We start from the raw sequence: 26616 nt of genomic DNA, 5'->3' as shown, positions 1-26616 counted from the left end.
GACATGAAGCGTGTTCAGCCACGAAGATTTAACGCGCTCGTCAGAGCGTCGCTAACGCCGCTGGCGTTGACGATTGCGGGACTCCTTTCGTCCATCACCGTGCGCGCGGAGTATTTTTTTAACCCGGCATTTTTGTCGAGCGATCCTTCCGCCGTGGCGGATCTCTCCCGTTTTTCAACAAATGGCCAGGCGCCGGGCGTCTATCGCGTGGATCTCTGGCTGAATGGAACATTTGTCACCACCCGCGATATCAACTTTATCGCCAGAACCGTAACGGACGGAGCCGTACAGGGCGACGACACGGGGCTAATGGCCTGCCTGACGCCCAAAGCGTATGAAAACCTGGGCGTCAACGTTCAGGCATTCCCGGCGCTGGCCGCCGCGAAAGCCGACAGCTGCGTGGACATTGCCGCCATTATTCCGGCCGCTGCCACTCTCTTTAATTTCGAACAGCAGCGTCTGGAAATCAGCATTCCGCAGGCCGCATTACGCAACAACGCGCGCGGCTATATCCCGCCAGAGCAGTGGGATGAAGGTATTAACGCTCTGCTGCTGAACTATAACTTTAGCGGCTCATACAGCCGCGATCGCAGCGAAAACGGCACACCCCACAAAAGCTATTTCCTCGGCCTGAACAGCGGGGTGAATCTTGGTGCGTGGCGTCTGCGGGACTACTCGACGTGGAACTACTATAACAGCGACGAGAACCGCCATAGCGAATGGGAACATATCAACACCTATCTTGAGCGGACGGTGATTCCGCTAAAGGGCAGACTGACGGTGGGCGATAGCTATACCTCGTCGGAAATCTTTGACAGCCTTCCCTTTCGCGGCGCGCAGATCGCCTCGGACGACAACATGCTGCCAGACAGCATGAAAGGCTTTGCGCCCACCATTCGCGGAATTGCCAAAAGCAACGCGCAGGTCACCATCAAGCAGAACGGCTATAGTCTTTACCAGAGCTACGTTCCGCCCGGCGCCTTCGCCATTAACGATCTCTTCCCAACCTCCTCCAGCGGCGACCTCACAGTGGAAGTGAAGGAGACGGACGGCAGTATCTCCCGCTATTCCGTTCCTTACTCCGCCGTACCGCTCCTCCAGCGCGAAGGGCGGGTGAAGTATGCCCTGACGGCGGCACAGTACCGCAGCAATAACGGTCAGCAGGACGAGGTGAATTTTGCCCAGGGCACGCTGATTTGGGGGCTACCGCAGGGCGTAACCGTCTATGGCGGCTCACAGCTTTCCGGCGATTATTACGCGCTGGCTCTTGGCGCTGGCCTCAATATGGGCAACTTTGGCGCCGTCTCTTTCGACGTTACCCACGCGCGCAGTACGCTGGCCGACGACACCAGCCATACGGGGCAGTCTCTTCGTTTCCTGTATGCCAAATCCCTCAACAAGATGGGTACGAACTTCCAGCTGCTGGGCTACCGCTACTCCACGTCCGGGTTCTATAACCTGGATGAGACAACCTACACACATATGCAGGGCTATACGGGCGATGCGGAGCAGGATGACGCGAATGAGGCCACTAACTGGCTGGACTACTACAACCTCAACTGGACTAAACGCGGCAAGCTTCAATTCAATATTTCGCAGCAGCTAGGCGGGCTCGGCTCGCTGTTCGTGACCGGAAGCCAGCAGAGCTACTGGCACACGGACGACAAAAACACGCTCGTCCAGGTGGGATACAGCGGTACCTGGGCCGGGATCTCATACAGCCTGACCTACAACTACAACAAATCGCCGGGCATGTCGGATAGCGATGAGATTTATGCGATTAACCTTTCCTTCCCGCTTAGCCAGTGGCTTTCACCTGCCAATGACGTCAGCCAGAAGCGGAACTACGCCTATGCCACCTACGGCATGAGCGCCAATAAACATGGAGAAACATCTCAGAACGCGGGGATTAACGGCACGCTGCTGGCGGAGAACAACCTTAACTACAGCGTGCAGGAAGGTTATGCCAGCCAGGGGGCTGGCTCGCAAGGTTCCGCCAGTCTGGAATACGATGCCGCCTACGGCAACGCCAGCCTGGGCTACAACTACAGCGATAACGGCGATTATCGGGAAGTAACCTACGGCCTGAGCGGAGGCGTGGTAGCCCACCGCAACGGCATCACCTTAAGCCAGCCACTGGGTGATACCAACGTGCTGATTGCCGTACCGGGCGCAGCGGACGTCAGCGTCGAGAATGAACCCGGTATCCATACCGACGGACGCGGCTATGCGGTGGTGCCTTACGCCTCGGCCTACCATCTGAACAGGATGGCGCTGGACATTAACTCCCTCTCAGACGCCATGGATATCGATGATGCCGTCACCAGCGTGGTGCCGACCCACGGCGCCATCGTGCGCGCCACGTTTAACGCCCGTCTGGGCGCACGCGCGCTGGTAACGCTGCGCTACCACGGCAAGCCGGTGCCGTTTGGCGCCATGGTTTCCCGCGACGATAACGGCAGCGACACCATCGTAGGCGAAGAAGGCGAAACCTACCTCTCCGGCCTGAGCCAAAAGGGAGTGTTGAAGGCGCAATGGGGAGAAGGGGCGGATAAGCGCTGTACGGCCAACTACCACTTACCTGAAAGCAAACAGCCGCTGCTGCGGATCACCATGGAGTGTTCATAAATGAAATTAAGGATGATGCTTCTCTCTGCCGCTGGGCTACTTTTTTCGCTGAGCAGCCTGGCCGCAACGTGCAAAAACGCTAACGGCGGAATTTCCATGGTGAATTACGATCTGACCACCACGCTCACCACGGATCAAAACATCAAGGGCAACGGTACAGAGCTGAACCGAACCCAGGATATCCACGTCAACGCCACCTGTCCCCCAGGCAACTGGGAGAAGCGCACCTATCGTACCTATATCTCACCTTTCCCCGTGGTCAAAACGGAAGGCGAGTGGAAATATTTACAGCTTGATCCGGATTATATTATCGGTGCGATGAAAATCCATGATGCCACCATCGGCGATTTTTATCCGCCGGTGGAGTATGTCCACATGGGGGGGGCACGAAGAGGTGGATACGGGCGGCGTCTTCCCGGTGAACGACAGCAATCTGACCTTCAAAATACAGATTGTCAGGCCGTTCATCGGCTCGGTCGTGATCCCGCCGAAACTGATGTTTAACGTCTATGTCACCACGACGGAAAATGACCGGCCCACCGTAATCGTTTATCAGATCACCTACAGCGGCGTAATAACCGTCCCGCAAAACTGCGTGATTAACGCCGGGCAATCCGTCACCGTCGATTTTGGGGCACTCTACCACGGCGATTTCACCCAGGCCGGACAGCGACCCGACAGCGTAGCGCCAAAAACCTTTACCGTGCCGATCGAATGCAACGCTGATGTCAACTCACCGGCGCAGCTCACCCTGCGGGTACAGGGGACGGCAGACGCTCGTTTCGCCAACGCGCTGGCGACGGATAACCCGGACGTGGCCGTCGTCGTGACCAGCCCGCAGGGCGAGATCCTGCGGCCAAACGTGTTCTCAAGCAGCGTCCCCTTTACCACGGATATGTCAGGACGCGCGGACGTGACGCTGCAAGCCTACCCCATCAGCACCACCGGGCAGTCGCCAGAGCTGGGCGTCTTCAGGGCGCTGGCGCTGTTACGCATTGATTTCGCCTGAGGAAGCGTAATGACCATTTCATGGAAAAACACCGTATGGCTGAGCGTGGCCCTGTTAAACCCGCCGCTGGTGAAGGCTGACGACACAAGCTTTAACGTGCAGTTTATCGGCACCATCGTTGGGGAATCCTGTAACGTCGATACTAACAGCGCAGAGCAAACGATCGACCTGGGTGAATTTACGACAGAGGAATTTCCGCGCGTGGGCGCCACGACACCGGAAAAGCAGTTTGCCATCACGCTCAAAAACTGCACCCGCGCAATCGGCGGCACGACCGTCTGGTTTACCGGCGACGCGGACGCCAACGATCCCAAGCTGCTTGCCTTATCAGATACGGGAAAAGGGACGCAGCACATGATGGCGACCGGACTGGCAGTCGAGCTGCTCGACAGCGCGCGGGCGTCTGTCCCGATCAATAATACCGAGTCGCCGCTATATCCCCTGCTGCCGGGCGATAACACGCTGACCTTCTTCCTGCGCTATAAATCTACGCTGCCGACGGTCACCACCGGCAACGCCACCGCCGTGATGTATTTCGATCTGCTTTACCAGTAAGGAGACAGAATGACGATCCTGAACAGGTTATTTATCTGTTGCGCGCTGCTGTTGTCAGGCAAGACGCTCGCCCATGACGGCACGGTCTATATTACCGGCGTGGTGAAAGGCAAAACCTGTATTGTCTCCCCCGGCTCGGAACAGCTGGTAGTGGAGATGCATGATGTGGCGGCCCGCCAGCTGGCCGGGCAAAAAAACGAAACGCCCTATGAGCCGTTCACTATTAACCTTGAAGCCTGCGGCGCCGGGTTATCCGCCGTCAGCACCCATTTTGAAGGCACGCCGGACGGTAACAATAGCGATCTGCTGGCCCTGACCGGCGGGCCGGACTATGCAACCGGCGTGGCTATCGGCCTCTATAATCCTGATAAATCGCTGATCGCCATGGGGGATGAAAGCCTGCCGTTCGCGCTAAGCAATGACCAGACCACCCTGGCGCTGCATTTTTACGCCCGCTACCTCGCCGTGACGAACGCCGTTACGCCGGGGGTGGCTAACGCTGCCGCCACCTTTGTGCTGACCTATGCGTGAGGCCAGCCTGCTGAAAAAAGCGGGGATAGCCCTGCTGACCGCCGCGTCTTTCTGGCTCTTGCCTGCTCAGGCCGGGGTGGTGATTGGCGGCACGCGGTTTGTTTATCCTCAGGATCAGCGCGCTATCAGCGTCACCGTGCGCAATAAGTCCTCACTGCCGTATCTGATTGGCACAAAAATTTATCGCGGCGGCCGATGGCCGGGGGCGCAGCAGCCCCCCGAAGCGGCCACCGCGTGGTTTACCGCGACGCCGCCACTTTTTGCACTCCAGCCCGGACGTGAGAATAAGATCCGTCTGTTTCGCGCCGATGCGCCGCTTCCTGCCGATCGCGAAACGCTTTTCACGCTAAGCATTGCCTCCATTCCGGCCAGCCAGCGTCACAGCGATAACGTTCAGATGGCGGTACGTTCCAGCATGAAGTTTATCTATCGCCCGGAGGGGATTCAGGGCGAACCGGCGCTGGCCTATCGTCAGCTACGCTGGCAGCTGACCGCCGACGGGCTGACGGTTGAAAACCCGTCGCCTTATTACGTTACGCTGTATCAGCTTTCCGTTAACGGAACGCGGGTGGATAACGCCGGCGTTGTCGCCCCTCTGAGCCAGCGACGAACGGACTGGTGTAAAGGGACTGTCAGGTGCCAGCTCACCTGGCAGTCGCTGAGCGACGAGGGGCGGATATTGCCCTCGATCGCCCGCACGGTGAAATAATTGCTCGCGGGGGTATCCTGGCAGCGGACCGACACTAGCGGTGAAACTCCGCTACCGTCATGGTAAAGCGCAGCACTTTTTCTCCCTCATTGGCATAGCCGTGCGCCGCTTCCGTTTTCGCTACCGCCGACGCGCCAGCATTAACCTGTACCACCGTCTCGTCCACCGTCAGGGTTAATATGCCTTCGTTCACGTGCAGCAGCTCAAACGTTCCCGCCGGATGTCCCGGAGAGGTGAAAGTCTCTCCAGGATGCATCTCCCACTGCCACAGCTCAATCATGTCCGGTCCTGCGGTGCCTGCCAGCAATCTGGCATAACCGCCCTGTGCGCCCTGCCACAGAACCGGGATCGCCTCTTCCTGAATAATGTGTACCTGCGGCTCGCTGGAGACGTTAACGATATCTGCCACCGAGACGCCAAGCGCGGCGGCCAGTTTGCACAGAATGGCAATGCTGGGGTTGGCAGCCCCTTTTTCGATCTCCACCAGCATGCCTTTGCTGACGCTGGCGCGGCGGGAAAGCTCGTCCAGCGACAGCTTTTTCTCTTTCCGCCAGCTGCGGATACGGTTCGCCACGGCCAGGCTTACCTGGGCGACATCGGCGCCCGCATCGGTCATTATATTGACTTTATCAGTCATTGGTCACTACCATGGTATAAAACAGTCAATACAGGATTATTTATGTCTCTTCTAACACCGTCAATAGATTCGCGACTTGTCGGGATCGCGCCCGGCTTTCGGGCGCTGAGCATTCTGGTTGAAGCTGCCCCGATTACCCAACCGGAGGTTGCGCCCGCTGCGCTGGCGCAGGCCTGCCAGCAGATGCTCAATGATGATGTGCCCTGGGCAGAAAATCATCTCGCCGCCTGGGATGAGGTGTTTAAAGCCTTTGGTGCAAAACCCAAACGTACGCCCTGCTCGGCCTCGGCCCTGCGCAAGCGCGTGATGAGAGACGGTTCGCTGCCGCCGCTCGACCCGGTGGTGGATATCTATAATGCCATCAGTATCCGCTACGCTATTCCGGTAGGGGGAGAAAATCTGGCGGCTTACTCGGGAGCGCCGCGCCTGACGCTGGCCGACGGCAGCGAGCCGTTTGATACCTTTAAAGAAGGTGAGCCGGTTGTAGAAAATCCGGAGCCAGGCGAAGTTATCTGGCGTGACGATCTCGGCGTCACCTGCCGCCGCTGGAACTGGCGACAGGGGGTACGCACGCGTCTGGACAGCCAGGCGCAATCCATGTGGTTTATTCTCGAAAGCCTGCCGTCGATGCCGCTGGCGGCATTACAGGAAGCTGGCGATGAGCTGGTGAGCAATCTGCAAAAGCTGATGCCGGGCGCGACGGCGCGTATTCAGTTGCTGGAGCTGGCGTGAACAACGCCGGGTGGCGCTTCGCTTACCCGGCCTACAAAATCAACACCCCCCGTACCCGTAGGCCCGGTAAGCGTTAGCGCCACCGGGCAAACACCGCACCATCTCGCCCCCGTAGGCCCGGTAAGCGCAGCGCCACCGGGCAAATACCGCACCATCTCGCCCCCGTAGGCCCGGTAAGCGCAGCGCCACCGGGCAAAGCCGCTACTCCGGCAACAACCCCACAAAACAGCGTTTTTTGCGCGGCTCTGACATCAGCTCTTCAAGCTTATCCACGCACGCCAGATAGTGTGGCGTTTGCTTATGCGCCAGCACCGCCGCTTCGTCTTTATAGGCCTCGTAGATAAAGAAGCGGGTTTTCACCCGCGGGTCCTGCAAGACATCAAAGCGCAGGTTTCCCGGCTCCTTGATGGCCCCCTCGTGGTTGGCGCGAAATACCTCCAGAAACTCGTCCACCCGCTCGGGTTTAATATTAATCTCCACCAGCGTCACGTTCATTTTGCTTCTCCCTGTTTCTCTTCCTGCCAGAACTGGAACGCCTCCCGGGCGCTCATGTTCTCGTGAACGACTTTCTTCACCGCCTTCAGCATGGCGAGTGGCGCGCTGGACTGGAAGATGTTGCGCCCCATGTCCACGCCGGATGCGCCCTGGTCAATCGCCCGCCAGCACATCTCCAGCGCCTCGTGCTCCGGCAGCTTTTTGCCCCCGGCGATAACAATCGGCACCGGGCAGCTGGCGGTCACTTTTTCAAAGCCCTCGTCCACGTAGTAGGTTTTGACGAACTGCGCTCCCATTTCGGCGGCGATGCGGCTGGCAAGCGAGAAATAGCGCGCGTCACGCGCCATCTCTTTCCCCACGCCCGTCACCGCCAGCGTCGGCATGCCGTAGCGCGCCCCCGCATCCACCAGCTTGATGATGTTGTTGATCGACTGATGCTCAAACGGGCTTCCGATATACACCTGCGCCGCCACCGCGCAGACGTTCAGGCGCAGCGCGTCCTCCATCGCCACCGCCACGCACTCGTTGGACAGCTCGCCCAGAATCGAGTTACCGCCGGAGGCGCGCAGCACCACCGGTTTGTTGGTCGCGGCTGGCACCTGGCTCCTGAGGATGCCGCGGGTGCACATCAGCACGTCGGTTTCACCAAACAGCGGCGCGATGGAGAGATCGATACGCTCAAGGCCAGTGGTCGGCCCCTGAAAGTAGCCGTGGTCAAAGGCCAGCATCACCGTGCGGTTGCTCTGCGGGTTGAAGATGCGCGCAAGCCTCGACTGCATGCCCCAGTCCAGCGAGCCGCAGCCCTTCAGGGTGTAAGGCACGTTCTGCTGCGGCGTGCCGATGCCAAAATCCTTGCCGTCTTTGATGTCGTCTAAATCAGCCATTTTCTCCCCCGTCAGAAATCGTATTTGCTGATGTTCTCTTTGGTGAACACCACCCGCTCCGGCAGCAGCACGATGCCGTTGCCCTTCGCCTCATACTGGTAGCCCTGCACGCTGTTCGGCTCGACCTTCAGCGTCCCGATATCTTTCACGTCGACGCTGTCGCCAGGGTTAAGATCGCCTTTTTTCAGTAAACGATCGGCGACATTGACCGCAATTTTGCCCTGTTGCACCACATCCCACAGGCCGAAGGCTTTCACCGTGCCGCGCTCAACGTACGGGCGCATCACGTTCGGCGTGCTGAAGCCGACAATCGCCACCCCTTCCCGTTTCAGGTTTTCCGCCGCCTGTGCCGCGGCTGGCAGGGCGTTGGCGTCCGGGGCGATGATCGCATCCAGATCCGGATAGGCTTTTAAGATCCCTTCGGCGGTTTGCAGAGATTTGGTGGCGTCGTTATAGCCAAACTGAGTTGTCACAATCTGCCACTGAGGATGATCTTTCTCGATTTTGGCCTTCGCCTCTTTCACCCACTGGTTCTGGTCGGTAACGGTCGGGCTGGAGTAGAAGAACGCCACTTTCGCGTTCGGTTTGGTGACCTGCTTGCCCGCCATGTCCACCAGCAGACCGCCGAGCTGTTCCGGCGTGCCCTGGTTGATATAGATGCTGCGGCACTCCGGTTTGGTGTCGGAGTCCCAGGTCAGGACCTTCACGCCGCGCTGCATCGCGCGCTTCAGCGCCGGGCAGAGACCGTCCGGCGACACGGCAGAGACGATGATGGCGTTATAGCCCTGGTTGACGAAATTATTGATGAGCTGCACCTGGCCGGAGACGCTCGGCTCGGTCGGGCCGTCGTAGGTCACGTCCACGCCAAGATCTTTCCCCGCCTCTTTCGCGCCGTTGCCGCCGCTGGTGAAGAATCCCACGCCTACCAGTTTCGGGATAAAGGCAATGCGGTCCGCCGCCTGCGCCGAAGCGAAGCTGAGGGCCATTGCCAGGACGAATAGTTTTGTTTTCATCTTACGCTCCGGATAGTTTTCTGAAGAGAGAACGCACCCATTCGCGGTGCAGACTCAGCGAACGTCCCATCACCACCACAACCAGCAGCGCCCCTGACAGCGCGCTCGACACCTGGTTGGGGATGCCGACCATCTGTAAACCCTGTTGCAGGTACCCCACCAGCAGCGCCGCCAGCGCCGTACCGACAACCGAACCTGACCCGCCGTAGATATTTGCCCCGCCGAGTACGGCGGCGGTGAGTGCAGGCATCAGTAAATCGCGCCCCAGATCCGAGCGCGCGGAACCGAAATAGGAAACCATCACCAGCGCGGCAACCGCCGAGGCTACCCCCACCAGGCCGTACAGCGCGTACGGCATGCCGTTCACCGACAGCGCCGCATAGCGCGCCGCGCGCGGATTCTGGCCGATTAAAAACAGATGCCGACCAAAGCGCCCGCGGTGGGTAATCAGCCAGAAGAAAGCGGTAATCACCGCGAACAGCACCAGCGGGATCGGCAGGCCCACCACCGTGAGGTTAGCGAAGGTGGTAAAGCTGTCCGGGAAGCCGCCGATCCCCTCGTAGCCCGTCGCCCCCGCCATGCCGGAGAGCAGCAGCGCCCCGCCGCCGTAGAGGTAGAGCGTGCCGAGGGTAATGACCAACGGGCTGATGCCGGTGTAGTGGATCAGCGCCGCATTCACCAGCCCGCACAGCAGGCCGAGCAGCAGCGTCAGAGGGATGGCAACCGCCATCGGCCACCCTGCCTGCATCATCACCCCCAGCGCGATGGCGCACAGGCCGATGGTTGAGCCGAGGGAAATATCGATCCCGCCGCTGATAATCACAAGCGTAAGCGGCAGCGCCACGATGCCAATGCAGATAAAGTCGCTGGTGCTGAACATCAGCATGTTGATATCAAGTATGCGCGGGTTGATGGCGCCGAAGAGCAGGATCTCCAGCACCAGTAAAATCAGCAGCGCGCTTTCCCAGTTAAGCCTCATTTACGCCACCTCTTTTTTGCGTTTGGGAAACGGGGTAACGTGCTTTCCCCCTTTGTTACCCGGCTGGAAACGGCTGTATTTCAGCGCCCGCTGATGCCGTGAGAGCGCCTGACGCAGCCGCCCGTCGAGCACCAGCACACCCAGCAGCACCAGCCCGGCGATAAAGTCGTTCCACCACGCCGGGAGCCTGAACAGCACCAGCACGGTATCGATTTGGGTGAGGAAGAACGCGCCGAGTAAGGCGCCGACCAGCGTGCCGGTGCCGCCCAGCAGCGAGATGCCACCGAGCACGCAGGCGGCGATGGCTTTCATCTCCAGCCCGCTGCCGGTCTGGTTGGGCACGAAGCCAATCTGTGAGGCAAACACAATCCCGGCGCAGGCCGCCAGCATGCCGTTGAGGGTAAAGGCGATCATGCGGGTGCGGTTCACCGCCACGCCCAGCTGGCGCGCGGCGGCGAGGTTATCCCCCACGGCGTAAAAATCACGTCCAAAGGCGGTGCGCGACAGCGTCCACGCGCCGATGGCCGCGATAATCAACACCAGCATGCCGAGCGGCGAAATGCCGACGGCGGCGGGCTCAGAGAGAGATTTCAGCCCCGGCGGCAGCCCTTCTATCCACTTCCCGCCGGTCCACAGCAGCATCGCCCCACGATACAGCCCCAGCGTGCCGAGGGTGGCGACAATCGCCGGAATGCGCAGGCCCACCACCAGAAAACCGTTGAACGCCCCCGCCAGCGCGCCAATCGACAGCGCGAAGAGAATGGAAACGGGCAGGCTATAGCCGCTGTTCAGCGCCACGCCGACGGCAATAGCGGAAAGCCCGACGGTGGAGCCGACGGAGACGTCAATATTGCGGGTCAGCATCACCAGCGCCGCGCCGATGGCCAGCAGGATCAGGATCTGCGAGCTGGCGAATATCATCCCCAGCGTCTGTAAGCTCAGGTAGGACGGGTTCAGCGCCACCAGCACGGCGAACAGCGCCAGAATGGCGAGAAACGCGCTCAGCTCGCGGTTTTTCAGTAAGATCTTCATGATTGCCCTCCAAACGCCAGCGCCATCATCCGGTCGAGGCTGACGGCCTGGCGCGGCAGCTCGCCGCTGAGTACGCCCTGGTGCATCACCAGCACCCGATCCGCGAGGCCGGGAAACTCATCGAGATCGCTTGAGATCATCAGCACCGCCACGTTCTGCGCCGCCACGCTTTTCAGCAGCTGATAAATATCGGCGCGCGCCGATACGTCCACGCCGCGCGTCGGTTCATCGACGATCAGCAGCAGCGGATTGGCCTCCAGACAGCGCGCCAGCAGCACCTTCTGCTGATTACCACCGGAGAGCGTGCGCACGGTTTGATCCGCATGGTTGAGCTTGATCCCCAGCGCCCGGTGATAGCGTTCCACTACCGCAGACTCCCGCTTTCGCTGCTGCCAGAGCGACGGCTCGTTCAGCGCCACGGTGTTCCAGCGGATCGGCGCGTCGAGAAACAGGCCGGACACCTGCCTGTCTTCCGGCAGATAGACCAGCCCTTTTTGCAGGCGTGAACTGACCGGATCGGCGGTGATCTCCTGGCTCTCCAGCCACACCCGCCCGCCGCGAACCGGACGCAGGCCGTAGAGCGTTTCGGCAAACTCGGTGCGCCCGGACCCCACCAGCCCGGCCAGACCGACAATCTCCCCGGCGTAAATCTCAAGGCTGAGATCGATAAAGCCCTCCCCGGTGAGCGCTTCCACGCGCAGCACGGGAAAATCCTGCGCCTGGGTGCGGCGGTTGCCCGGCAGCGCCAGCCACAGCTTTTGCGTATCGCTCAGGGATGCTTCCCGGCTTACCGGCGTCATGGCGGCGATCAGGGCGTTATCGTCAAAATGCGCAGTTTCGCCGCTGAGCACCACCGCGCCGTCGCGCATCACTGAGACGTGACTCGCCAGCTGTCGAATCTCCGGCAGCTTATGCGAGATAAAAACAATCCCGACGCCAAGATCCTGCAAGGCGCGGATCTGGCGAAACAGCCGTTCGGTTTCACCGGGCGTCAGCGAGGCCGTGGGTTCATCAAGGATCAGAATTCTGGCGTTGCGCATCAGCCCGCGCAGGATCTCCACCATCTGCTGGTCCGCCACCTCGAGGGTGCTGGCGGTGGCGTCGAGATTAAGCTGGCATTGTAGCTGCCGGAGTTTTTCCGCCAGACGTTTTTCCCGATCGCGCTCTCGCGGCAGACGAAACAGGATGTTTTCCCGCACCGTCAGGTTGGGAAACAGCAGCGGCTCCTGCGGCACCAGATAAATGCCTAACCTGTGCGCCTGCGCCGGGGTAAGCCGTGCAAAAGACTCACCCGCCACCGAAAGTTCACCGCTATCCGGGGTTTCTACCCCGGCGATGATCTTCATCAGCGTCGATTTTCCCGCGCCGTTACCGCCCATCAGCGCATGCACCTGCCCCGCAAGCAGCGTGAAATCAATGCCTTTTAAGACCGGTACGCCTGAAAACTGCTTGCTGATATCACGCGCGTCGAGAAGTGGTGTCATCATCGCTCCGCTATTGAACAAATGATTTTTAGATTTAATAATGTTCAAAAGCGTAGTCGGTGAACTATATTTACAACCGTGCAGGGATCACAGTTTTATCGATTGAGATTCAGATAAAGCGGAAACGATCGAAAAGATCCGTTTTGTCGCGTGGCTCACATTTTCACGTCTTACCATCACGAACATATGATCTAAATTTTTATAAGAGTTCAATTATGAGCGATAAACGCACTGCGGAAGAAGGACGGTTTGCCGGGCTGGCCCTGGCGGAAGAGGAGCTGGTGGCGCGCGTGGCCTGGTGCTACTACCACGACGGGCTGACCCAGAACGACATCGGCGAACGGCTCGGGCTGCCGCGTCTGAAGATCTCCCGCCTGCTGGAGAAAGGCCGTCAGTCCGGGGTGATCCGCGTGCAGATCAACTCCCGCTACGAGGGCTGCCTGGCGCTGGAAACCGAGCTGCAACAACGATTTGGCCTGAAGCTGGTGCGCGTGATGCCCGCCCTGAATACGCCGCCGATGAACGTGCGGCTGGGCATTGGCGCGGCACAGTCGCTGATGGGCGTACTGCAACCCGGCCAGCTGTTAGCGGTGGGCTTCGGTGAAACCACCATGAGCAGTCTGCAACACTTAAGCGGCTTTATCAGCTCGCAGCAGATCCGCCTGGTGACGCTCTCCGGCGGCGTCGGGCCGTATATGACCGGTATCGGCCAGCTGGATGCAGCCTGTAGCGTCAGCATGATCCCCGCCCCGCTTCGCGTGTCATCCGCTGAAGTCGCCGGGATCTTAAAGCGCGAAACCAGCGTGCGGGACGTGATCCTCGCCGCCACCGCGGCTGACGTGGCGGTGGTCGGGATTGGCTCGGTAAACCAGCGCCGCGATGCAACGATACTGCGCTCCGGCTATATCAGCGAAGGTGAACAGCTGATGTACGCCCGTAAAGGCGCGGTGGGCGATATCCTTGGCTATTTCCTTAATGCCGAAGGGGAATGCGTTGAGGAGCTGGAGATCCACAAAGAATTACTGGGCGTCACGCTCGATGAACTGGCGCAGCTGCCCACCATCGTCGGCGTGGCCGGAGGGGAAGAGAAAGCCGATGCGATTTATGCCGCACTGAAGGGTCGCCGTATTAATGGCCTGGTGACGGAAGAGACGACAGCCCGCGCGGTGCTGGCTCTGGCCGGATAAGAGCAGCCCTGCGCCTGACACGAGGCAAGCTCATGAGTTACCTTTTAGCGTTAGATGCAGGGACAGGCAGCGTTCGCGCCGTGATTTTCGATTTACAGGGCAACCAGATTGCCGTTGGCCAGGCCGAGTGGAAGCACCTGAGCGTGGAGAACGTGCCGGGATCGATGGAGTTCGACCTCGACACCAACTGGCGGCTGGCCTGCCAGTGTATTCAGCAAGCGCTGGAGCGCGCGCGGCTCAGCGCGGCGGATATTCAGTCCGTCGCCTGCTGTTCGATGCGCGAAGGGATTGTGCTGTACGACCGCAACGGCGAGGCTATCTGGGCCTGCGCCAACGTCGACGCCCGCGCCAGCCGCGAGGTGGCCGAACTCAAAGAGATCCACGACTACCGGTTTGAATCCGAAGTGTATGACGTTTCCGGCCAGACGCTGGCCCTCAGCGCCATGCCGCGCCTGCTGTGGCTGGCGCATCATCGTCCGGATATTTATCGTAAAGCCGCCACCATCACCATGATCAGCGACTGGCTGGCGGCGAAGCTCTCCGGCGAGCTGGCGGTCGATCCGTCCAATGCGGGCACCACCGGCATGCTGGATCTCTTCTCCCGCGACTGGCGTCCGGCGCTGCTCGACATGGCCGGGCTGCGCGCCGATATCCTCTCCCCGGTGAAAGAGACCGGCACCGTGCTGGGGGCGATTACCAGACAGGCCGCGCAGCAGAGCGGCCTGCGCGAAGGCACGCCGGTGGTGATGGGCGGCGGCGACGTGCAGCTGGGCTGTCTGGGGCTGGGCGTGGTCCGCGCCGGGCAAACCGCGGTGCTGGGCGGCACCTTCTGGCAGCAGGTCGTAAACCTGCCGCAGGTACGCACCGACCCCGAGATGAACATCCGCGTGAACCCGCACGTTATCCCCGGCATGGCGCAGGCGGAGTCGATCAGCTTCTTCACCGGGCTGACCATGCGCTGGTTCCGCGACGCCTTCTGCGCCGAGGAGAAGCTGATTGCCGAACGAATGGGAATGGACACCTACTCCCTGCTCGAAGAGATGGCGAGCCGCGTCCCGGCGGGCTCCCACGGCGTGATGCCGATCTTCTCCGACGCGATGCATTTTAAGCAGTGGTATCACGCCGCGCCGTCGTTTATTAACCTCTCCATCGACCCGGAAAAGTGCAACAAAGCGACGCTGTTCCGCGCCCTGGAGGAGAATGCGGCGATCGTCTCGGCCTGCAACCTGGCGCAGATTTCCCACTTCTCCGGCGTGACGTTTGAGAGCCTGGTGTTTGCGGGTGGCGGGGCCAAAGGCGCCCTGTGGAGCCAGATTTTAAGCGACGTTACCGGGCTGCCGGTGCGCGTGCCGGAAGTCAAAGAGGCAACGGCGCTCGGCTGCGCGATCGCGGCCGGAACAGGCGCGGGGCTGTTTGCGGATATGGCCTCGACGGGCGAGCGGCTGGTGAAGTGGAGCCGCGAGTTCACGCCAGACCCTCAGCACCGCGAGCTGTACGACGGCATGATGCAAAAATGGCAGGCGGTGTATGCCGACCAGCTCGGGCTGGTGGACAGCGGGCTGACCACGTCGATGTGGCAGGCGCCGGGACTGGTGCGCGCAGCGGCGCCGTAAAATACGCCGGATGGCGCTGCGCTTATCCGGCCTACGGTTTGTAGCCCCGGTAAGCGCAGCGCCACCGGGGAAGTTCTTTGAGATCTATCACAATCATTCGATCCCGCTTTTACCTTTCCGCTGCCGCTGGCTAAATTAGTAACTCATCCGACCACATAACAATAATTTTACACTGGAAGAGACTATGAGCCGCTACCCGTCGTTATTCGCCCCTCTCGATCTGGGGTTCACCACCCTCAAAAACCGCGTGCTGATGGGCTCGATGCACACCGGGCTGGAGGAGCGTCCGGACGGGGCTGAACGTCTGGCAGCCTTCTATGCCGAGCGCGCGCGCCACGGGGTGGCGCTGATTGTCACCGGCGGCGTAGCCCCTGCCCCTTCCGGGGTGACGATGGAGGGCGGCGCAGTGTTGAACGATGCGTTACAGCTGCCGCATCACCGCATTGTGACCGACGCGGTCCACCGCGAGGGCGGCAAAATCGCCCTGCAAATTCTGCATACCGGACGCTACAGCTATCAGCCGAACCTGGTTGCCCCCTCGGCTATTCAGGCGCCGATTAACCGCTTTACTCCCCATGCCCTCAGCCACGACGAGATCCTGGCCCTGATTGACGACTTCGCCCGCTGCGCGGCGCTGGCGCGGGAAGCGGGCTACGACGGGGTGGAGGTGATGGGCTCGGAAGGGTATCTGATCAACGAATTCCTCGCCGCACGCACCAACCAGCGCGACGACGAATGGGGTGGCGACTATGCCCGCCGGATGCGTTTTGCCGTGGAGGTGGTGCGTGCGGTGCGTGAACGTGCGGGTGCGGATTTTATTATCATCTTCCGCCTGTCGATGCTTGACCTGGTGGAGGGCGGCGGCACCTTCGACGAAACCGTGCAGCTGGCGCAGGCGATTGAAGCCGCTGGCGCCACCATCATCAACACCGGGATTGGCTGGCACGAAGCGCGCATCCCGACCATCGCTACGCCGGTGCCGCGCGCGGCGTTCAGCTGGGTAACGCGCAAGCTGAAAGGCATAGTCTCCGTTCCACTGGTCACCACCAACCGCATTAACGATCCGCAGGTGGCGGAGGATGTGATCTCACGCGGCGATGCCGATATGGTATCGATGGCGCGCCCGTTCCTCGCGGATGCCGAACTGCTCTCCAAAGCGCAAAGCGGCCGTGCGGACGAGATTAATACCTGCATTGGCTGCAACCAGGCGTGTCTGGATCAGATCTTCGTCGGCAAGGTCACCTCCTGCCTCGTTAACCCCCGCGCCTGCCATGAAACCAAAATGCCGATCGTTCCTGCGGTCAACAAGAAGCGTCTGGCCGTGGTGGGTGCAGGGCCGGCGGGCCTGGCGTTTGCAGTCAATGCCGCCTCGCGCGGGCACAGCGTGACGCTGTTTGATGCGCTGGCGGAAATCGGCGGGCAGTTTACTATCGCCAGACAGATCCCCGGCAAAGAGGAGTTCTACGAAACGCTGCGCTATTACCGCCGGATGATCGAGGTGACGGGCGTCGATCTGCGGCTTAAACAGTTTGTCAGCGCGGCGGATCTGATCGGTTTCGACGAGGTGATCCTCGCGAGTGGGATCGCCCCGCGCACGCCTGCGATCGAAGGCATCGATCATCCGAAGGTATTGAGCTATCTGGATGTATTAAGGGACAAAGCGCCGGTTGGCGAGAAGGTGGCGATCATCGGCTGCGGCGGGATCGGTTTTGATACCGCGATGTATTTAAGCCAGCCGGGCGAAGCCACCAGCCAGAACATCGCTGAGTTCTGCGTGGAATGGGGCATTGATACCAGCCTCAGTCAGTCCGGTGGTTTACGCCCGGAAGGTCCGCAGCTGCCGAAAAGCCCGCGTCAGATTGTGATGCTCCAGCGTAAAGCCAGCAAGCCGGGTGAAGGTCTGGGAAAAACCACGGGCTGGATCCACCGCGCCACCCTGCTCTCACGCGGGGTGAAGATGATCCCGGGGGTGAGCTACCAGAAGATCGACGACGACGGGCTGCACGTGCTGATCGGCGGCGAACCGCAACTGCTGCGCGTGGATCATGTGATTTTGTGCGCCGGGCAGGAGCCGAAGCGGGATCTGGCGGATCCGCTGCGTGAGGCGGGGAAAACGGTGCATTTGATCGGCGGGTGCGATGTGGCGATGGAGCTGGATGCGCGGCGGGCAATTGCGCAGGGGACGAAGTTAGCTCTGGCGATCTAGGGCATTGCCGGGCGGCGCTTCGCTTGCCCGGCCTACGGGTTCGAGGCCATTGTAGGCCCGGTAAGCGAAGCGCCACCGGGCATCAGGCCGCACATACCCAATCTTACCGACGACGCCCCAGCTTCACCGATTTCAGCACCACGAATTTGTTATTGGTGGCAATGGTGACGCAGTTGCCGAAAATCTTCTTCAGCTTGTGGAAGTAGTCCAGGTGGCGGTTCGCCACGATATACAACTCGCCGTTGATTTTCAGGCAGCGGCGCGCGTGGTGGAACATCTCCCACGCGACGTTATCCGTCAGGGCGTGCTTCTGGTGGAACGGCGGGTTACAGAATACCGCGTTGAAGCGGAAAGGCTCTACGCCCGACAGCGCGTTATTGATCATAAACTCGCAGCGATCCAATGCCTCCGGCAGGTTGGTTTCCACGTTCAGACGGCTGGAGGCCACCGCCATGGGCGATTCGTCGCTGAACACCACGCTGGCCTCCGGGTTCTTCGCCAGCAGCGTCAGGCCAATCACGCCATTACCGCAGCCGAGATCAACGATTTCCCCTTCCAGGTTTTCCGGCAGATGTTCCATAAAGAAGCGTGCGCCGATATCCAGACCGGTACGGGAGAAAACGTTCGCGTGGTTGTGGATGGTCCAGTCGGTGCCTTCCAGCTTCCAGCTCAGCGTCTCCGGCGCGTCGGCCAGCGCCGGTGCGCTGAAGGTACAGTTGATCAGGCGCGCTTTTTTCCAGGCAAGCGTGGTGGTGGTCGGGCCGAGCACTTTCTCGAACAATTCCAGCGTCGAGGTGTGAATATCGCGCGCTTTGGCACCCGCGATAATACGCGTATCCGGCGTCACGACCTTACGCAGCGCGCGAAGCTGCTGCTCCAGCAGCGCCATGGTTTTGGGCACTTTAATCAGCACCACGCCCGGCGCCTGCGGGTAGTCCGCGGTGCTGTCGAGGAACTTCACGCTGGATTCTTCGATATCGTTGTGACGCAGGTTTTCACGCGTCGCCAGCTCACTTAAGTAAGAATCGCCGATACTGTGAGGCGCATGTTCCGCCAGCGCGCAGGCCAGTGCGCCAAACGCGTCATTCAGGATCAGAACCGGGACGCTGATTTCAGTCCCATCCAACTGTTGCAGCAGATATTCATCCGCCGCTTCCCACGCCTGAAGCGGGTTAACGTCGTCCGTTTCCGGGAAACGTTTAAGGTTGAGTGAACGGAAACCGTTGTCTAAGTGGCTCATCGGCCCTCCTGAATGGTAAAATTTGGCGTATCCCTGAAAAGGGTGCGTGAGTATACCCGTTTTCACACTATTTTGGGGTTTTGATGAACCAGCTGACTTATCTCCAGGGCTATCCGGAGCATTTACTTTCCCAGGTTCGTGACCTGATTGCCGCGGGAAAGCTCGGCGCGGTGCTGGAAAAACGCTACCCGGGCACGCATGATTTCGCGACTGACAAAGCCCTCTGGCAGTATACGCAGGATCTGAAAAACCAGTATCTTAAGAGCGCCCCGCCGATCAACAAGGTGATGTACGACAATAAGATCCACGTGCTGAAAAACGCGCTCGGCCTGCATACCGCCATCTCCCGCGTACAGGGCGGCAAGCTGAAGGCCAAAGCGGAGATCCGCGTCGCGACCGTCTTTCGCAATGCGCCGGAAGCCTTTCTGCGGATGATCGTGGTGCACGAGCTGGCGCACCTGAAAGAGAAAGAGCACGACAAAGCGTTCTACTCCCTGTGCTGCCATATGGAGCCGCAGTACCACCAGCTGGAGTTTGATACCCGTTTGTGGCTGACGCATTTATCGTTAAAGAGTAATGCGCAGTAGCGCACGCGAAATGTCATGATGACGTGCTACAGTGGCTTTAGGTTCCCTGCTACGGAGTACGTAAACGTTTATGATACGTTTCGCAGTCATCGGTACGAACTGGATCACGCGCCAGTTCGTCGACGCCGCCCACGAAACCGGCAAATATAAGCTCACCGCAGTCTATTCCCGCAGCCTTGAGCAGGCGCAGAGTTTTGCGAATGACTACCTGGTTGAACATCTGTTCACCTCGCTCGATGAGATGGCGCAAAGCGACGCCATTGACGCGGTCTATATCGCCAGCCCGAATTCTCTGCACTTCCCGCAAACGAAGCTGTTCCTCAGCCACAAAAAGCATGTGATCTGCGAGAAGCCGCTCGCCTCGAATATTGAGGAAGTGGAAGCCGCCATTGCGCTTGCCCGCGAAAACCAGGTGGTACTGTTTGAAGCGTTCAAAACCGCCAGCCTGCCGAACTTCCTGCTGTTGCAGCAATCGCTGCCGAAAATTGGCAAAGTGCGTAAAGCCTTTATCAACTACTGCCAGTATTCCTCGCGCTACCAGCGCTACCTGGACGGCGAAAACCCGAACACCTTTAACCCGGCCTTCTCGAATGGCTCGATTATGGATATCGGTTTTTACTGCCTGGCCTCTGCGGTCGCCCTGTGGGGTGAACCGCACGGCGTAACCGCCACCGCCAGCCTGCTGGAGAGCGGCGTGGATGCACACGGCGTTGTGGTGCTGGACTACGGTGATTTTAGCGTGACGTTGCAGCACTCGAAGGTCAGTGACTCCGTACTGCCAAGCGAAATTCAGGGCGAAGACGGCTCGCTGGTGATCGAAAAAATCTCCGAATGCCAGAAGCTAAGCATCGTTCCCCGCGGCGGCAAAGCGCAGGAGCTGACGCAGCCTCAGCATATTAACACTATGCTCTATGAGGCAGAGGTCTTCGCCCGTCTGGTAGAAGACAACGAAGTGAACCACCCGGGGCTGGCGATCAGCCGCACCACGGCGAAGCTGCAAACGGAGATCCGCCGACAGACTGGCGTGATCTTCCCCGCAGACGGCGTGAATGTGGAAGCCGTCGCGTAAAACTGTGTAATGAAATCGTGCAGACCATTGACGAAACCGATGGTCTGACATAATTTGTTACCTGCAAAGGGGAGTAACTTCTTCGCCGGTGGATCGTCATTACGATGCGTGCAAAACCGCATCCGGTCGCCGGGCAACCTTCGTGGTTGTAAGTGAGACCTTGCCGGAAGGCGAGGTCTATGCATAAAAAGCTAACGGCTATCGTCTTCTGACCATGGCCGTTTTTGTTTTTTATGTGTAAGGAAAATAGTATGCATTCTGTCGGCACTCCAATGCTGTGGGGCGGATTCGCGGTTGTCGTGCTCATCATGCTGGCAATCGACCTCTTTTTGCAGGGCCGTCGCGGCGAGCACGGCATGAGCGTCAAGCAAGCCGCCGTCTGGTCGCTGGTATGGGTTACCCTCTCACTCCTCTTCTGCGCCGCCTTCTGGTGGTATCTGGCCTTAACCGAAGGCCGCGCGGTGGCCGATCCTCAGGCACTCGCCTTCCTCACCGGCTATCTGATTGAAAAAGCGCTGGCGGTTGATAACGTCTTCGTCTGGCTGATGCTGTTCAGCTACTTCGCCGTACCTGCGGCTCTGCAACGCCGCGTGCTGGTGTACGGCGTGCTGGGCGCTATTGTCCTGCGTACCATCATGATCTTCGCCGGTAGCTGGCTGATTACCCAGTTCGAATGGCTGCTGTATGTGTTTGGCGCGTTCCTGCTGTTCACCGGGGTAAAAATGGCGCTGGCGAAAGAAGACGATACCGGTATCGGTGATAAGCCGCTGGTGAAGTGGATCCGGGGTCATCTGCGCATGACGGACAAGATCGAGAGCGAGCATTTCTTCGTGCGTAAGAACGGCCTGCTGTTCGCCACCCCGCTGCTGCTGGTGCTGATTCTGGTCGAACTGAGCGACGTGATTTTCGCGGTGGACAGTATCCCCGCTATCTTCGCGGTCACTACCGACCCGTTCATCGTGCTGACCTCAAACCTGTTCGCCATCCTCGGCCTGCGTGCGATGTATTTCCTGCTGGCGGGTGCGGCAGAGCGCTTCTCAATGCTGAAGTACGGTCTGTCGGTGATTCTGGTGTTTATCGGTATCAAGATGCTGATCGTCGATTTCTACCATATTCCGATCGCCATTTCGCTCGGCGTGGTGTTTGGCATTCTGCTGGTGACGCTGATTATCAATACCTGGGTTAACCGCCAGCACGATAAGAAGCAGCGGGCTTAGTGCAACGTTCGGTGCGGGCTGATGCCCTCACCCCAACCCTCTCCCACAGGGAGAGGGGGAAATGCAATGTAGGCCGGGTAAGCGTAGCGCCACCCGGCACTTTCGTTAAGCAATAGTTAAAAAACATGACACAACACGTAAAATCCAGCATTTTACGCTTCCGCCTTTCGCTGCTTTCCCTGATACTCAACCAGGCAAACAAATACTTACATCCGGACACAAATGTGACTTAGAGCACATCCAGGATGGAACGCAATTTCACTCAGGAATAACGTATGAGCACACAATCACGCGGTCTGTTCGCGCGCCTGGCGCAGGGCAGTCTTGTAAAACAAATTCTGGTCGGGTTGGTACTGGGTATTCTGCTGGCGATGGTGTCAAAACCTGCCGCGGAAGCGACGGGGCTGCTCGGCACCCTTTTCGTTGGCGCACTGAAGGCCGTCGCCCCGGTACTGGTGCTGATGCTGGTGATGGCGTCGATTGCCAACCACCAGCACGGACAAAAAACCAACATTCGCCCTATTCTGTTCCTGTATCTGCTGGGAACCTTCTCTGCTGCCTTAACGGCCGTGGTGTTTAGCTTCCTGTTCCCGTCCACGCTGCACCTGACCAGCGCGGCCGGTGATATCACCCCGCCGTCCGGGATTGTGGAAGTGCTTCGCGGTCTGCTGATGAGCATGGTCTCTAACCCCGTCACCGCGCTGATGAACGCGAACTACATCGGCATCCTGGTCTGGGCGATCGGTCTGGGCTTCGCGCTGCGTCATGGTAACGAGACCACGAAAAACCTGGTGAACGATATGTCCAACGCTGTCACCTTTATGGTGAAGCTGGTGATTCGCTTTGCGCCAGTCGGGATCTTTGGTCTGGTTTCTTCGACGCTGGCCACCACCGGTTTCGATGCACTGTGGGGCTACGCGCAGCTGCTGGTCGTCCTGGTCGGCTGTATGCTGCTGGTGGCGCTGGTGATCAACCCGCTGCTGGTGTTCTGGCAGATCCGCCGCAACCCGTATCCGCTGGTGCTGACCTGCCTGCGTGAAAGCGGCGTGTATGCCTTCTTCACCCGCAGCTCGGCGGCAAACATTCCGGTCAACATGGCGCTGGCGGAGAAGCTGAATCTGGATCGCGATACCTATTCGGTGTCGATTCCTCTGGGTGCAACCGTGAACATGGCAGGTGCGGCGATCACCATCACCGTGCTGACGCTGGCGGCGGTGCATACGCTGGGCATTCCGGTGGATCTGCCAACCGCGCTGCTGCTGAGCGTCGTTGCATCACTGTGTGCCTGTGGCGCATCCGGCGTGGCGGGCGGCTCGCTGCTGCTGATCCCGCTGGCCTGTAACATGTTCGGTATTCCGAACGAGATTGCCATGCAGGTTGTCGCGGTCGGCTTCATTATCGGCGTATTGCAGGATTCCTGCGAAACCGCGCTGAATTCCTCTACCGACGTGCTGTTTACCGCAGCGGCCTGTCAGGCGGAAGACGCGCGTTTAGCGAAGAACGCCCTGCGCAGTTAAAAAGAAAAGCCCGGTGGCGGCTACGCCTTACCGGGCCTACAGGGTTTAGTAGGTCGGGTAAGCGCTAGCGCCACCCGACAAAGCACTTATAGCGTCACACCACTCTTAAAGATCGCCAGCTCGCGGAAGTCGTTCTTCTCGTTGCAGGTCTGCCTGCCGCTGGCAAATTCCACAATCGTGTCCACGAATTCGCTCAGCAGCTGCGGCATCGCTTTGCCGTGAATCAGCTGGCCGGCATCAAAGTCGATCCAGTGTTTTTTCTTCGCCGCCAGCTCGCTGTTAGTGGCGATTTTCACCGTTGGCACAAATCCGCCGTACGGCGTGCCGCGCCCGGTACTGAACAGCACCATGTGACAGCCCGCTCCCGCCAGCGCACTGGTGGCGACCGCATCGTTGCCCGGTGCGCTCAGCAGGTTCAGACCGTGCGTTTTCAGCCGTTCACCGTAACGCAGCACGTCCACTACCTGGCTGGCGCCCGCTTTCTGGGTGCAGCCCAGGGATTTCTCTTCCAGCGTGGTGATCCCACCCGCCTTGTTACCCGGCGACGGGTTCTCATAAATCGGCTGGTTATGGGCGATGAAGTACTGTTTGAAATCGTTGACCATGGTGACGGTCTTCTCAAAGGTCTCTTCGTCGCGGCAGTGGCTCATCAGAATGCGCTCTGCGCCGAACATCTCCGGCACTTCGGTCAGCACCGTGGTGCCGCCGTTGGCAATCACGTAATCTGAGAAGCGGCCCAGCATCGGGTTAGCGGTAATGCCGGAAAGCCCGTCAGATCCGCCGCACTCCAGGCCAAACTTCAGTTCACTCAGCTTGCCCGGCTCGCGCTTGTCGTGACGCATCACCTCATACAGCTGGTGCAGCTGTTCAACGCCCGCTTCCACTTCGTCGTCCTGGTGCTGACACACCATAAAGTGCACGCGCTCAGGATCGAACTCGCCCAGCGTGTCGCGGAAGGCGTCGACCTGATTGTTTTCACAGCCGAGGCCAATCACCAGCACCGCCCCCGCGTTCGGGTGGCGCACCATATTTTGCAGCATGGTGCGGGTATTGATGTGGTCGTCGCCCAGCTGGGAACAACCGTAGGTATGGCTGAACAGATGCACGCCGTCGGTGCCTTCAGCATTGTTGGTCTCTTTCAGGAAACGCGTCTGAATTTGACGCGCGATCCCGTTCACGCAGCCGACGGTCGGGAGGATCCACAGTTCATTGCGGATCCCCACCTCCCCGCTGGCGCGGCGGTAGATCTGCACCTCACGATCGGCCGCCTGTCCTTCTTCTGCCTGGAAGTCAGGTTGATAGCTGTACTCGTCCAGATCGCTGAGATTGGTGCGGGTATTGTGGGAATGAATGTATTCACCCGGCGCAATATCCGCCAGCGCATGACCGATGGGCAAACCGTACTTCACCACGTTCTCCCCTTTCGCGATGGGGATCAGGGCAAACTTATGTCCACGTCCAATGGCCTGGCGTAACGTCACCGACTGGTTGTCGAAGGTCACTTCCGTCCCTTCGGCTAAATCGGCCAGCGCGACGGCAACGTTATCCAGCGAATGGATTTTGATGTATTGCATATCAACCTCAAACGGCCTTAGTTCAGTGCAATGGCGAAGTAGTCACGCGCATTGTTAAAGCAGATGTTTCTCACCATTTCGCCCAGCAGCTGGATATCCGCTGGCGCTTCGCCCGCGTGCACCCAGCGGCCAATCATCTGGCACAGAATGCGGCGGAAATATTCATGGCGGGTATAGGAGAGGAAACTGCGGCTATCGGTCAGCATGCCAACGAAGCGGCTCAGCAGGCCGAGCTGCGCCAGCTGCGTCATCTGACGCTCCATGCCGTCTTTCTGATCGTTAAACCACCAGCCGGAACCGAACTGCATCTTGCCCGGCATCCCTTCGCCCTGGAAGTTGCCGATCATAGTGCCCAGCACTTCGTTATCGCGCGGGTTCAGGCAGTACAGAATGGTTTTTGGCAGCAGGTTTTGCTCGTTCTGTTTGCTCAGCAGTTTTGACAGCTCTTCCGCCATCGGACGGTCGTTGATGGAGTCAAAGCCTACGTCCGCGCCCAGCAGTTTGAACTGACGCTGGTTGTTATTACGCAGCGCGCCGATGTGATACTGCTGAACCCAGCCGCGGCGGGCATATTCCGCACCGAGGAACACCAGCACCGCGGTTTTAAACTGCGCCACTTCGTGCTCGCTCAGGGCTTCGCCGGAGAGACGACGCGCCAGAATACTGTCCAGCTCAGCTTCACTGGATTCCGCGAACAGCACTACGTCCAGCGCGTGGTCAGACACTTTACAGCCGTGTGCGGCAAAGTGATCCAGACGTTTGGTCAGCGCGGTTTGCAGATCGTCAAAGCGACGAATGTCGGTATCCGAAACTTCCGCCAGCTTCGCCATGTAGTCGTTAAAGGTCGGCAGCTCGATGTTGAAGGCTTTATCCGGGCGCCAGCTTGGCAGCACTTTGATGTCAAACGTGCTGTCCTTGGCGACAACAGCGTGGTGCTCCAGAGAGTCGACCGGATCGTCGGTGGTGCCCACCATCTTCACGTTCATCTGCTGCATGATGCCGCGCGCCGAGAAGCTATCCTGCGCCAGCAGTTCGTTGCACTGATCCCAGATTTCATCCGCCGTGGCGGGAGAGAGCAGCTTGCCGGTGATACCAAACGGACGACGCAGTTCGAGGTGCGTCCAGTGGTATAACGGGTTACCGATGGTGTGAGGAACGGTAGCGGCCCAGGCGTCAAACTTCTCGCGATCGGTCGCGTCGCCGGTACACAGGCGCTCGGCCACGCCGTTGGTGCGCATTGCGCGCCACTTATAGTGGTCACCCTTCAGCCAGATATCATACAGGTTTTTGAAACGGTAATTTTCGGCAACCTGCTGCGGCGGTAAATGGCAGTGGTAGTCGAAAATTGGCTGGTCTTTTGCGTAGTCGTGGTACAGGCGGCGAGCAAATTCGGTATCTAGCAGAAAATCGTCGGTCATAAACGGTGTCATTATCGTCTTCCTCATTACGGGAGCGTCAGAAAGCTTATGTTCAGATGCTGCAAAGTTATCACACCAATTTCCAGAGTCCGACGTTTTTTTCGTGAGTTAGATCAATAAACGTCGACAAATAAATTACCCTCAAAGGGGTAAACCCTCTCGCAGGCCGCGCCATTTCTGGCTTTACGCGCGCCGCATAATGTCCCTACAAAGATTCACACTTTTGTGATGTCACTCACCTTTTAAAGTTGTATGACAAGTTATCTTTTCGCCGTCGCAAACTATAAGCCGACGGAATGC

At 59.3% G+C, this 26616-nt stretch carries 22 protein-coding genes and 1 pseudogene; 13 read left to right on the top strand and 10 right to left on the bottom strand.

Annotation, left to right across the window (positions count from 1 at the left end; all coding sequences use genetic code 11):
* Positions 1 to 3: 3 nt before the first annotated feature.
* From SK58_RS05240 to SK58_RS05220, 5 genes and pseudogenes are all read left to right on the top strand, one after another.
* Positions 4 to 2628, top strand: a complete 2625-nt coding sequence (locus tag SK58_RS05240) for a fimbrial biogenesis usher protein (protein ID WP_048219465.1) — start codon at positions 4 to 6, stop codon at positions 2626 to 2628.
* Positions 2629 to 3637 (top strand): annotated as a pseudogene (locus SK58_RS05235) (fimbrial protein). It abuts the gene before it with no gap.
* Positions 3638 to 3646: 9 nt separating this feature from the next.
* Entirely contained in the window at positions 3647 to 4192 is a 546-nt protein-coding gene (locus tag SK58_RS05230; RefSeq protein WP_032649605.1) for a fimbrial protein, read from the top strand.
* 9 nt (positions 4193 to 4201) lie between these two features.
* Complete coding sequence (locus tag SK58_RS05225; RefSeq protein WP_017692635.1) at positions 4202 to 4723, top strand: fimbrial protein; 522 nt, start codon at positions 4202 to 4204, stop codon at positions 4721 to 4723.
* Positions 4716 to 5432 (top strand): fimbria/pilus periplasmic chaperone, encoded by a 717-nt coding sequence (locus SK58_RS05220; RefSeq protein ID WP_017692634.1) that lies wholly within the window; start codon positions 4716 to 4718, stop codon positions 5430 to 5432. Before SK58_RS05225 ends, SK58_RS05220 begins: the two co-directional genes overlap by 8 nt.
* A gap of 34 nt (positions 5433 to 5466) precedes the next feature.
* Here SK58_RS05220 and SK58_RS05215 read toward each other — a convergent pair whose 3' ends face one another.
* Entirely contained in the window at positions 5467 to 6069 is a 603-nt protein-coding gene (locus SK58_RS05215) for a helix-turn-helix domain-containing protein (protein WP_017692633.1), read from the bottom strand.
* Positions 6070 to 6111: 42 nt separating this feature from the next.
* Between SK58_RS05215 and SK58_RS05210 the strand changes: the two genes are divergently transcribed.
* The gene (locus SK58_RS05210) at positions 6112 to 6801 is read left to right on the top strand and encodes a B3/B4 domain-containing protein (protein ID WP_032649612.1); all 690 of its coding nucleotides are present in this window, start codon (positions 6112 to 6114) and stop codon (positions 6799 to 6801) included.
* A 201-nt stretch (positions 6802 to 7002) separates the two neighbouring features.
* Here the strand turns inward: SK58_RS05210 and lsrG are convergent, their stop codons facing one another.
* Genes lsrG through lsrA form a run of 6 tightly spaced genes read right to left on the bottom strand, consistent with a single transcriptional unit; the run spans position 7003 to position 12688 of the window.
* Positions 7003 to 7296: a (4S)-4-hydroxy-5-phosphonooxypentane-2,3-dione isomerase gene (gene lsrG / locus SK58_RS05205; protein ID WP_023295476.1), complete on the bottom strand. Its 294-nt coding sequence runs from the start codon at positions 7294 to 7296 to the stop codon at positions 7003 to 7005.
* The gene (gene lsrF / locus SK58_RS05200) at positions 7293 to 8180 is read right to left on the bottom strand and encodes a 3-hydroxy-5-phosphonooxypentane-2,4-dione thiolase (RefSeq protein WP_017694299.1); all 888 of its coding nucleotides are present in this window, start codon (positions 8178 to 8180) and stop codon (positions 7293 to 7295) included. Before lsrF ends, lsrG begins: the two co-directional genes overlap by 4 nt.
* A gap of 11 nt (positions 8181 to 8191) precedes the next feature.
* A complete protein-coding gene (lsrB, locus tag SK58_RS05195; protein ID WP_017694298.1) occupies positions 8192 to 9193 on the bottom strand; it encodes an autoinducer 2 ABC transporter substrate-binding protein LsrB in 1002 nt (333 codons plus the stop codon).
* Position 9194: 1 nt separating this feature from the next.
* Positions 9195 to 10172, bottom strand: coding sequence for an autoinducer 2 ABC transporter permease LsrD (lsrD, locus tag SK58_RS05190; protein WP_017694297.1), 978 nt, complete (start codon positions 10170 to 10172; stop codon positions 9195 to 9197).
* Positions 10173 to 11204, bottom strand: a complete 1032-nt coding sequence (gene lsrC, locus SK58_RS05185) for an autoinducer 2 ABC transporter permease LsrC (RefSeq protein ID WP_047747007.1) — start codon at positions 11202 to 11204, stop codon at positions 10173 to 10175.
* Complete coding sequence (lsrA, locus tag SK58_RS05180; RefSeq protein ID WP_032655185.1) at positions 11201 to 12688, bottom strand: autoinducer 2 ABC transporter ATP-binding protein LsrA; 1488 nt, start codon at positions 12686 to 12688, stop codon at positions 11201 to 11203. Before lsrA ends, lsrC begins: the two co-directional genes overlap by 4 nt.
* A gap of 215 nt (positions 12689 to 12903) precedes the next feature.
* On the opposite strand from lsrA, the gene lsrR reads away from it, so the two are divergent.
* The 3 genes from lsrR (at position 12904) to SK58_RS05165 (ending at position 17694) form a co-directional block, all read left to right on the top strand.
* Complete coding sequence (lsrR, locus tag SK58_RS05175) at positions 12904 to 13875, top strand: transcriptional regulator LsrR (RefSeq protein WP_015571933.1); 972 nt, start codon at positions 12904 to 12906, stop codon at positions 13873 to 13875.
* Between the two features lie 32 nt (positions 13876 to 13907).
* On the top strand, positions 13908 to 15488 hold the full coding sequence (lsrK, locus tag SK58_RS05170; RefSeq protein ID WP_045906843.1) for an autoinducer-2 kinase: 1581 nt from the start codon (positions 13908 to 13910) through the stop codon (positions 15486 to 15488).
* A 184-nt stretch (positions 15489 to 15672) separates the two neighbouring features.
* A complete protein-coding gene (locus tag SK58_RS05165; protein ID WP_048219462.1) occupies positions 15673 to 17694 on the top strand; it encodes an NADPH-dependent 2,4-dienoyl-CoA reductase in 2022 nt (673 codons plus the stop codon).
* A gap of 103 nt (positions 17695 to 17797) precedes the next feature.
* Here the strand turns inward: SK58_RS05165 and rlmG are convergent, their stop codons facing one another.
* Entirely contained in the window at positions 17798 to 18934 is a 1137-nt protein-coding gene (rlmG, locus tag SK58_RS05160) for a 23S rRNA (guanine(1835)-N(2))-methyltransferase RlmG (RefSeq protein WP_048219460.1), read from the bottom strand.
* 83 nt (positions 18935 to 19017) lie between these two features.
* Here rlmG and SK58_RS05155 point away from each other — a divergent pair, with 83 nt between their 5' ends.
* The 4 genes from SK58_RS05155 to sstT all read left to right on the top strand — a co-directional run bounded on the left by SK58_RS05155 (position 19018) and on the right by sstT (position 23324).
* The gene (locus SK58_RS05155; RefSeq protein ID WP_003862622.1) at positions 19018 to 19521 is read left to right on the top strand and encodes a YgjP-like metallopeptidase domain-containing protein; all 504 of its coding nucleotides are present in this window, start codon (positions 19018 to 19020) and stop codon (positions 19519 to 19521) included.
* A gap of 70 nt (positions 19522 to 19591) precedes the next feature.
* A complete protein-coding gene (locus tag SK58_RS05150) occupies positions 19592 to 20590 on the top strand; it encodes a Gfo/Idh/MocA family protein (protein ID WP_003862623.1) in 999 nt (332 codons plus the stop codon).
* Positions 20591 to 20841: 251 nt separating this feature from the next.
* On the top strand, positions 20842 to 21807 hold the full coding sequence (locus SK58_RS05145; RefSeq protein WP_048219458.1) for a TerC family protein: 966 nt from the start codon (positions 20842 to 20844) through the stop codon (positions 21805 to 21807).
* A gap of 275 nt (positions 21808 to 22082) precedes the next feature.
* Positions 22083 to 23324: a serine/threonine transporter SstT gene (gene sstT, locus SK58_RS05140; protein ID WP_017382425.1), complete on the top strand. Its 1242-nt coding sequence runs from the start codon at positions 22083 to 22085 to the stop codon at positions 23322 to 23324.
* An 86-nt stretch (positions 23325 to 23410) separates the two neighbouring features.
* Here the strand turns inward: sstT and SK58_RS05135 are convergent, their stop codons facing one another.
* Together SK58_RS05135 and uxaC are read right to left on the bottom strand one after the other, a co-directional pair.
* Positions 23411 to 24898: a UxaA family hydrolase gene (locus SK58_RS05135; RefSeq protein ID WP_015571940.1), complete on the bottom strand. Its 1488-nt coding sequence runs from the start codon at positions 24896 to 24898 to the stop codon at positions 23411 to 23413.
* A gap of 17 nt (positions 24899 to 24915) precedes the next feature.
* Positions 24916 to 26328 carry a glucuronate isomerase gene (gene uxaC / locus SK58_RS05130; RefSeq protein WP_048219456.1) on the bottom strand — a complete coding sequence of 471 codons (1413 nt, stop codon included), beginning with the start codon at positions 26326 to 26328 and terminating at the stop codon, positions 24916 to 24918.
* Positions 26329 to 26616: the final 288 nt, after the last annotated feature.

The sequence above is a fragment of the Enterobacter sp. BIDMC93 genome, from assembly GCF_001037805.1.
GTDB lineage: Bacteria > Pseudomonadota > Gammaproteobacteria > Enterobacterales > Enterobacteriaceae > Enterobacter > Enterobacter hormaechei_C.
This window is presented reverse-complemented; position numbering and strand designations above follow the sequence as displayed.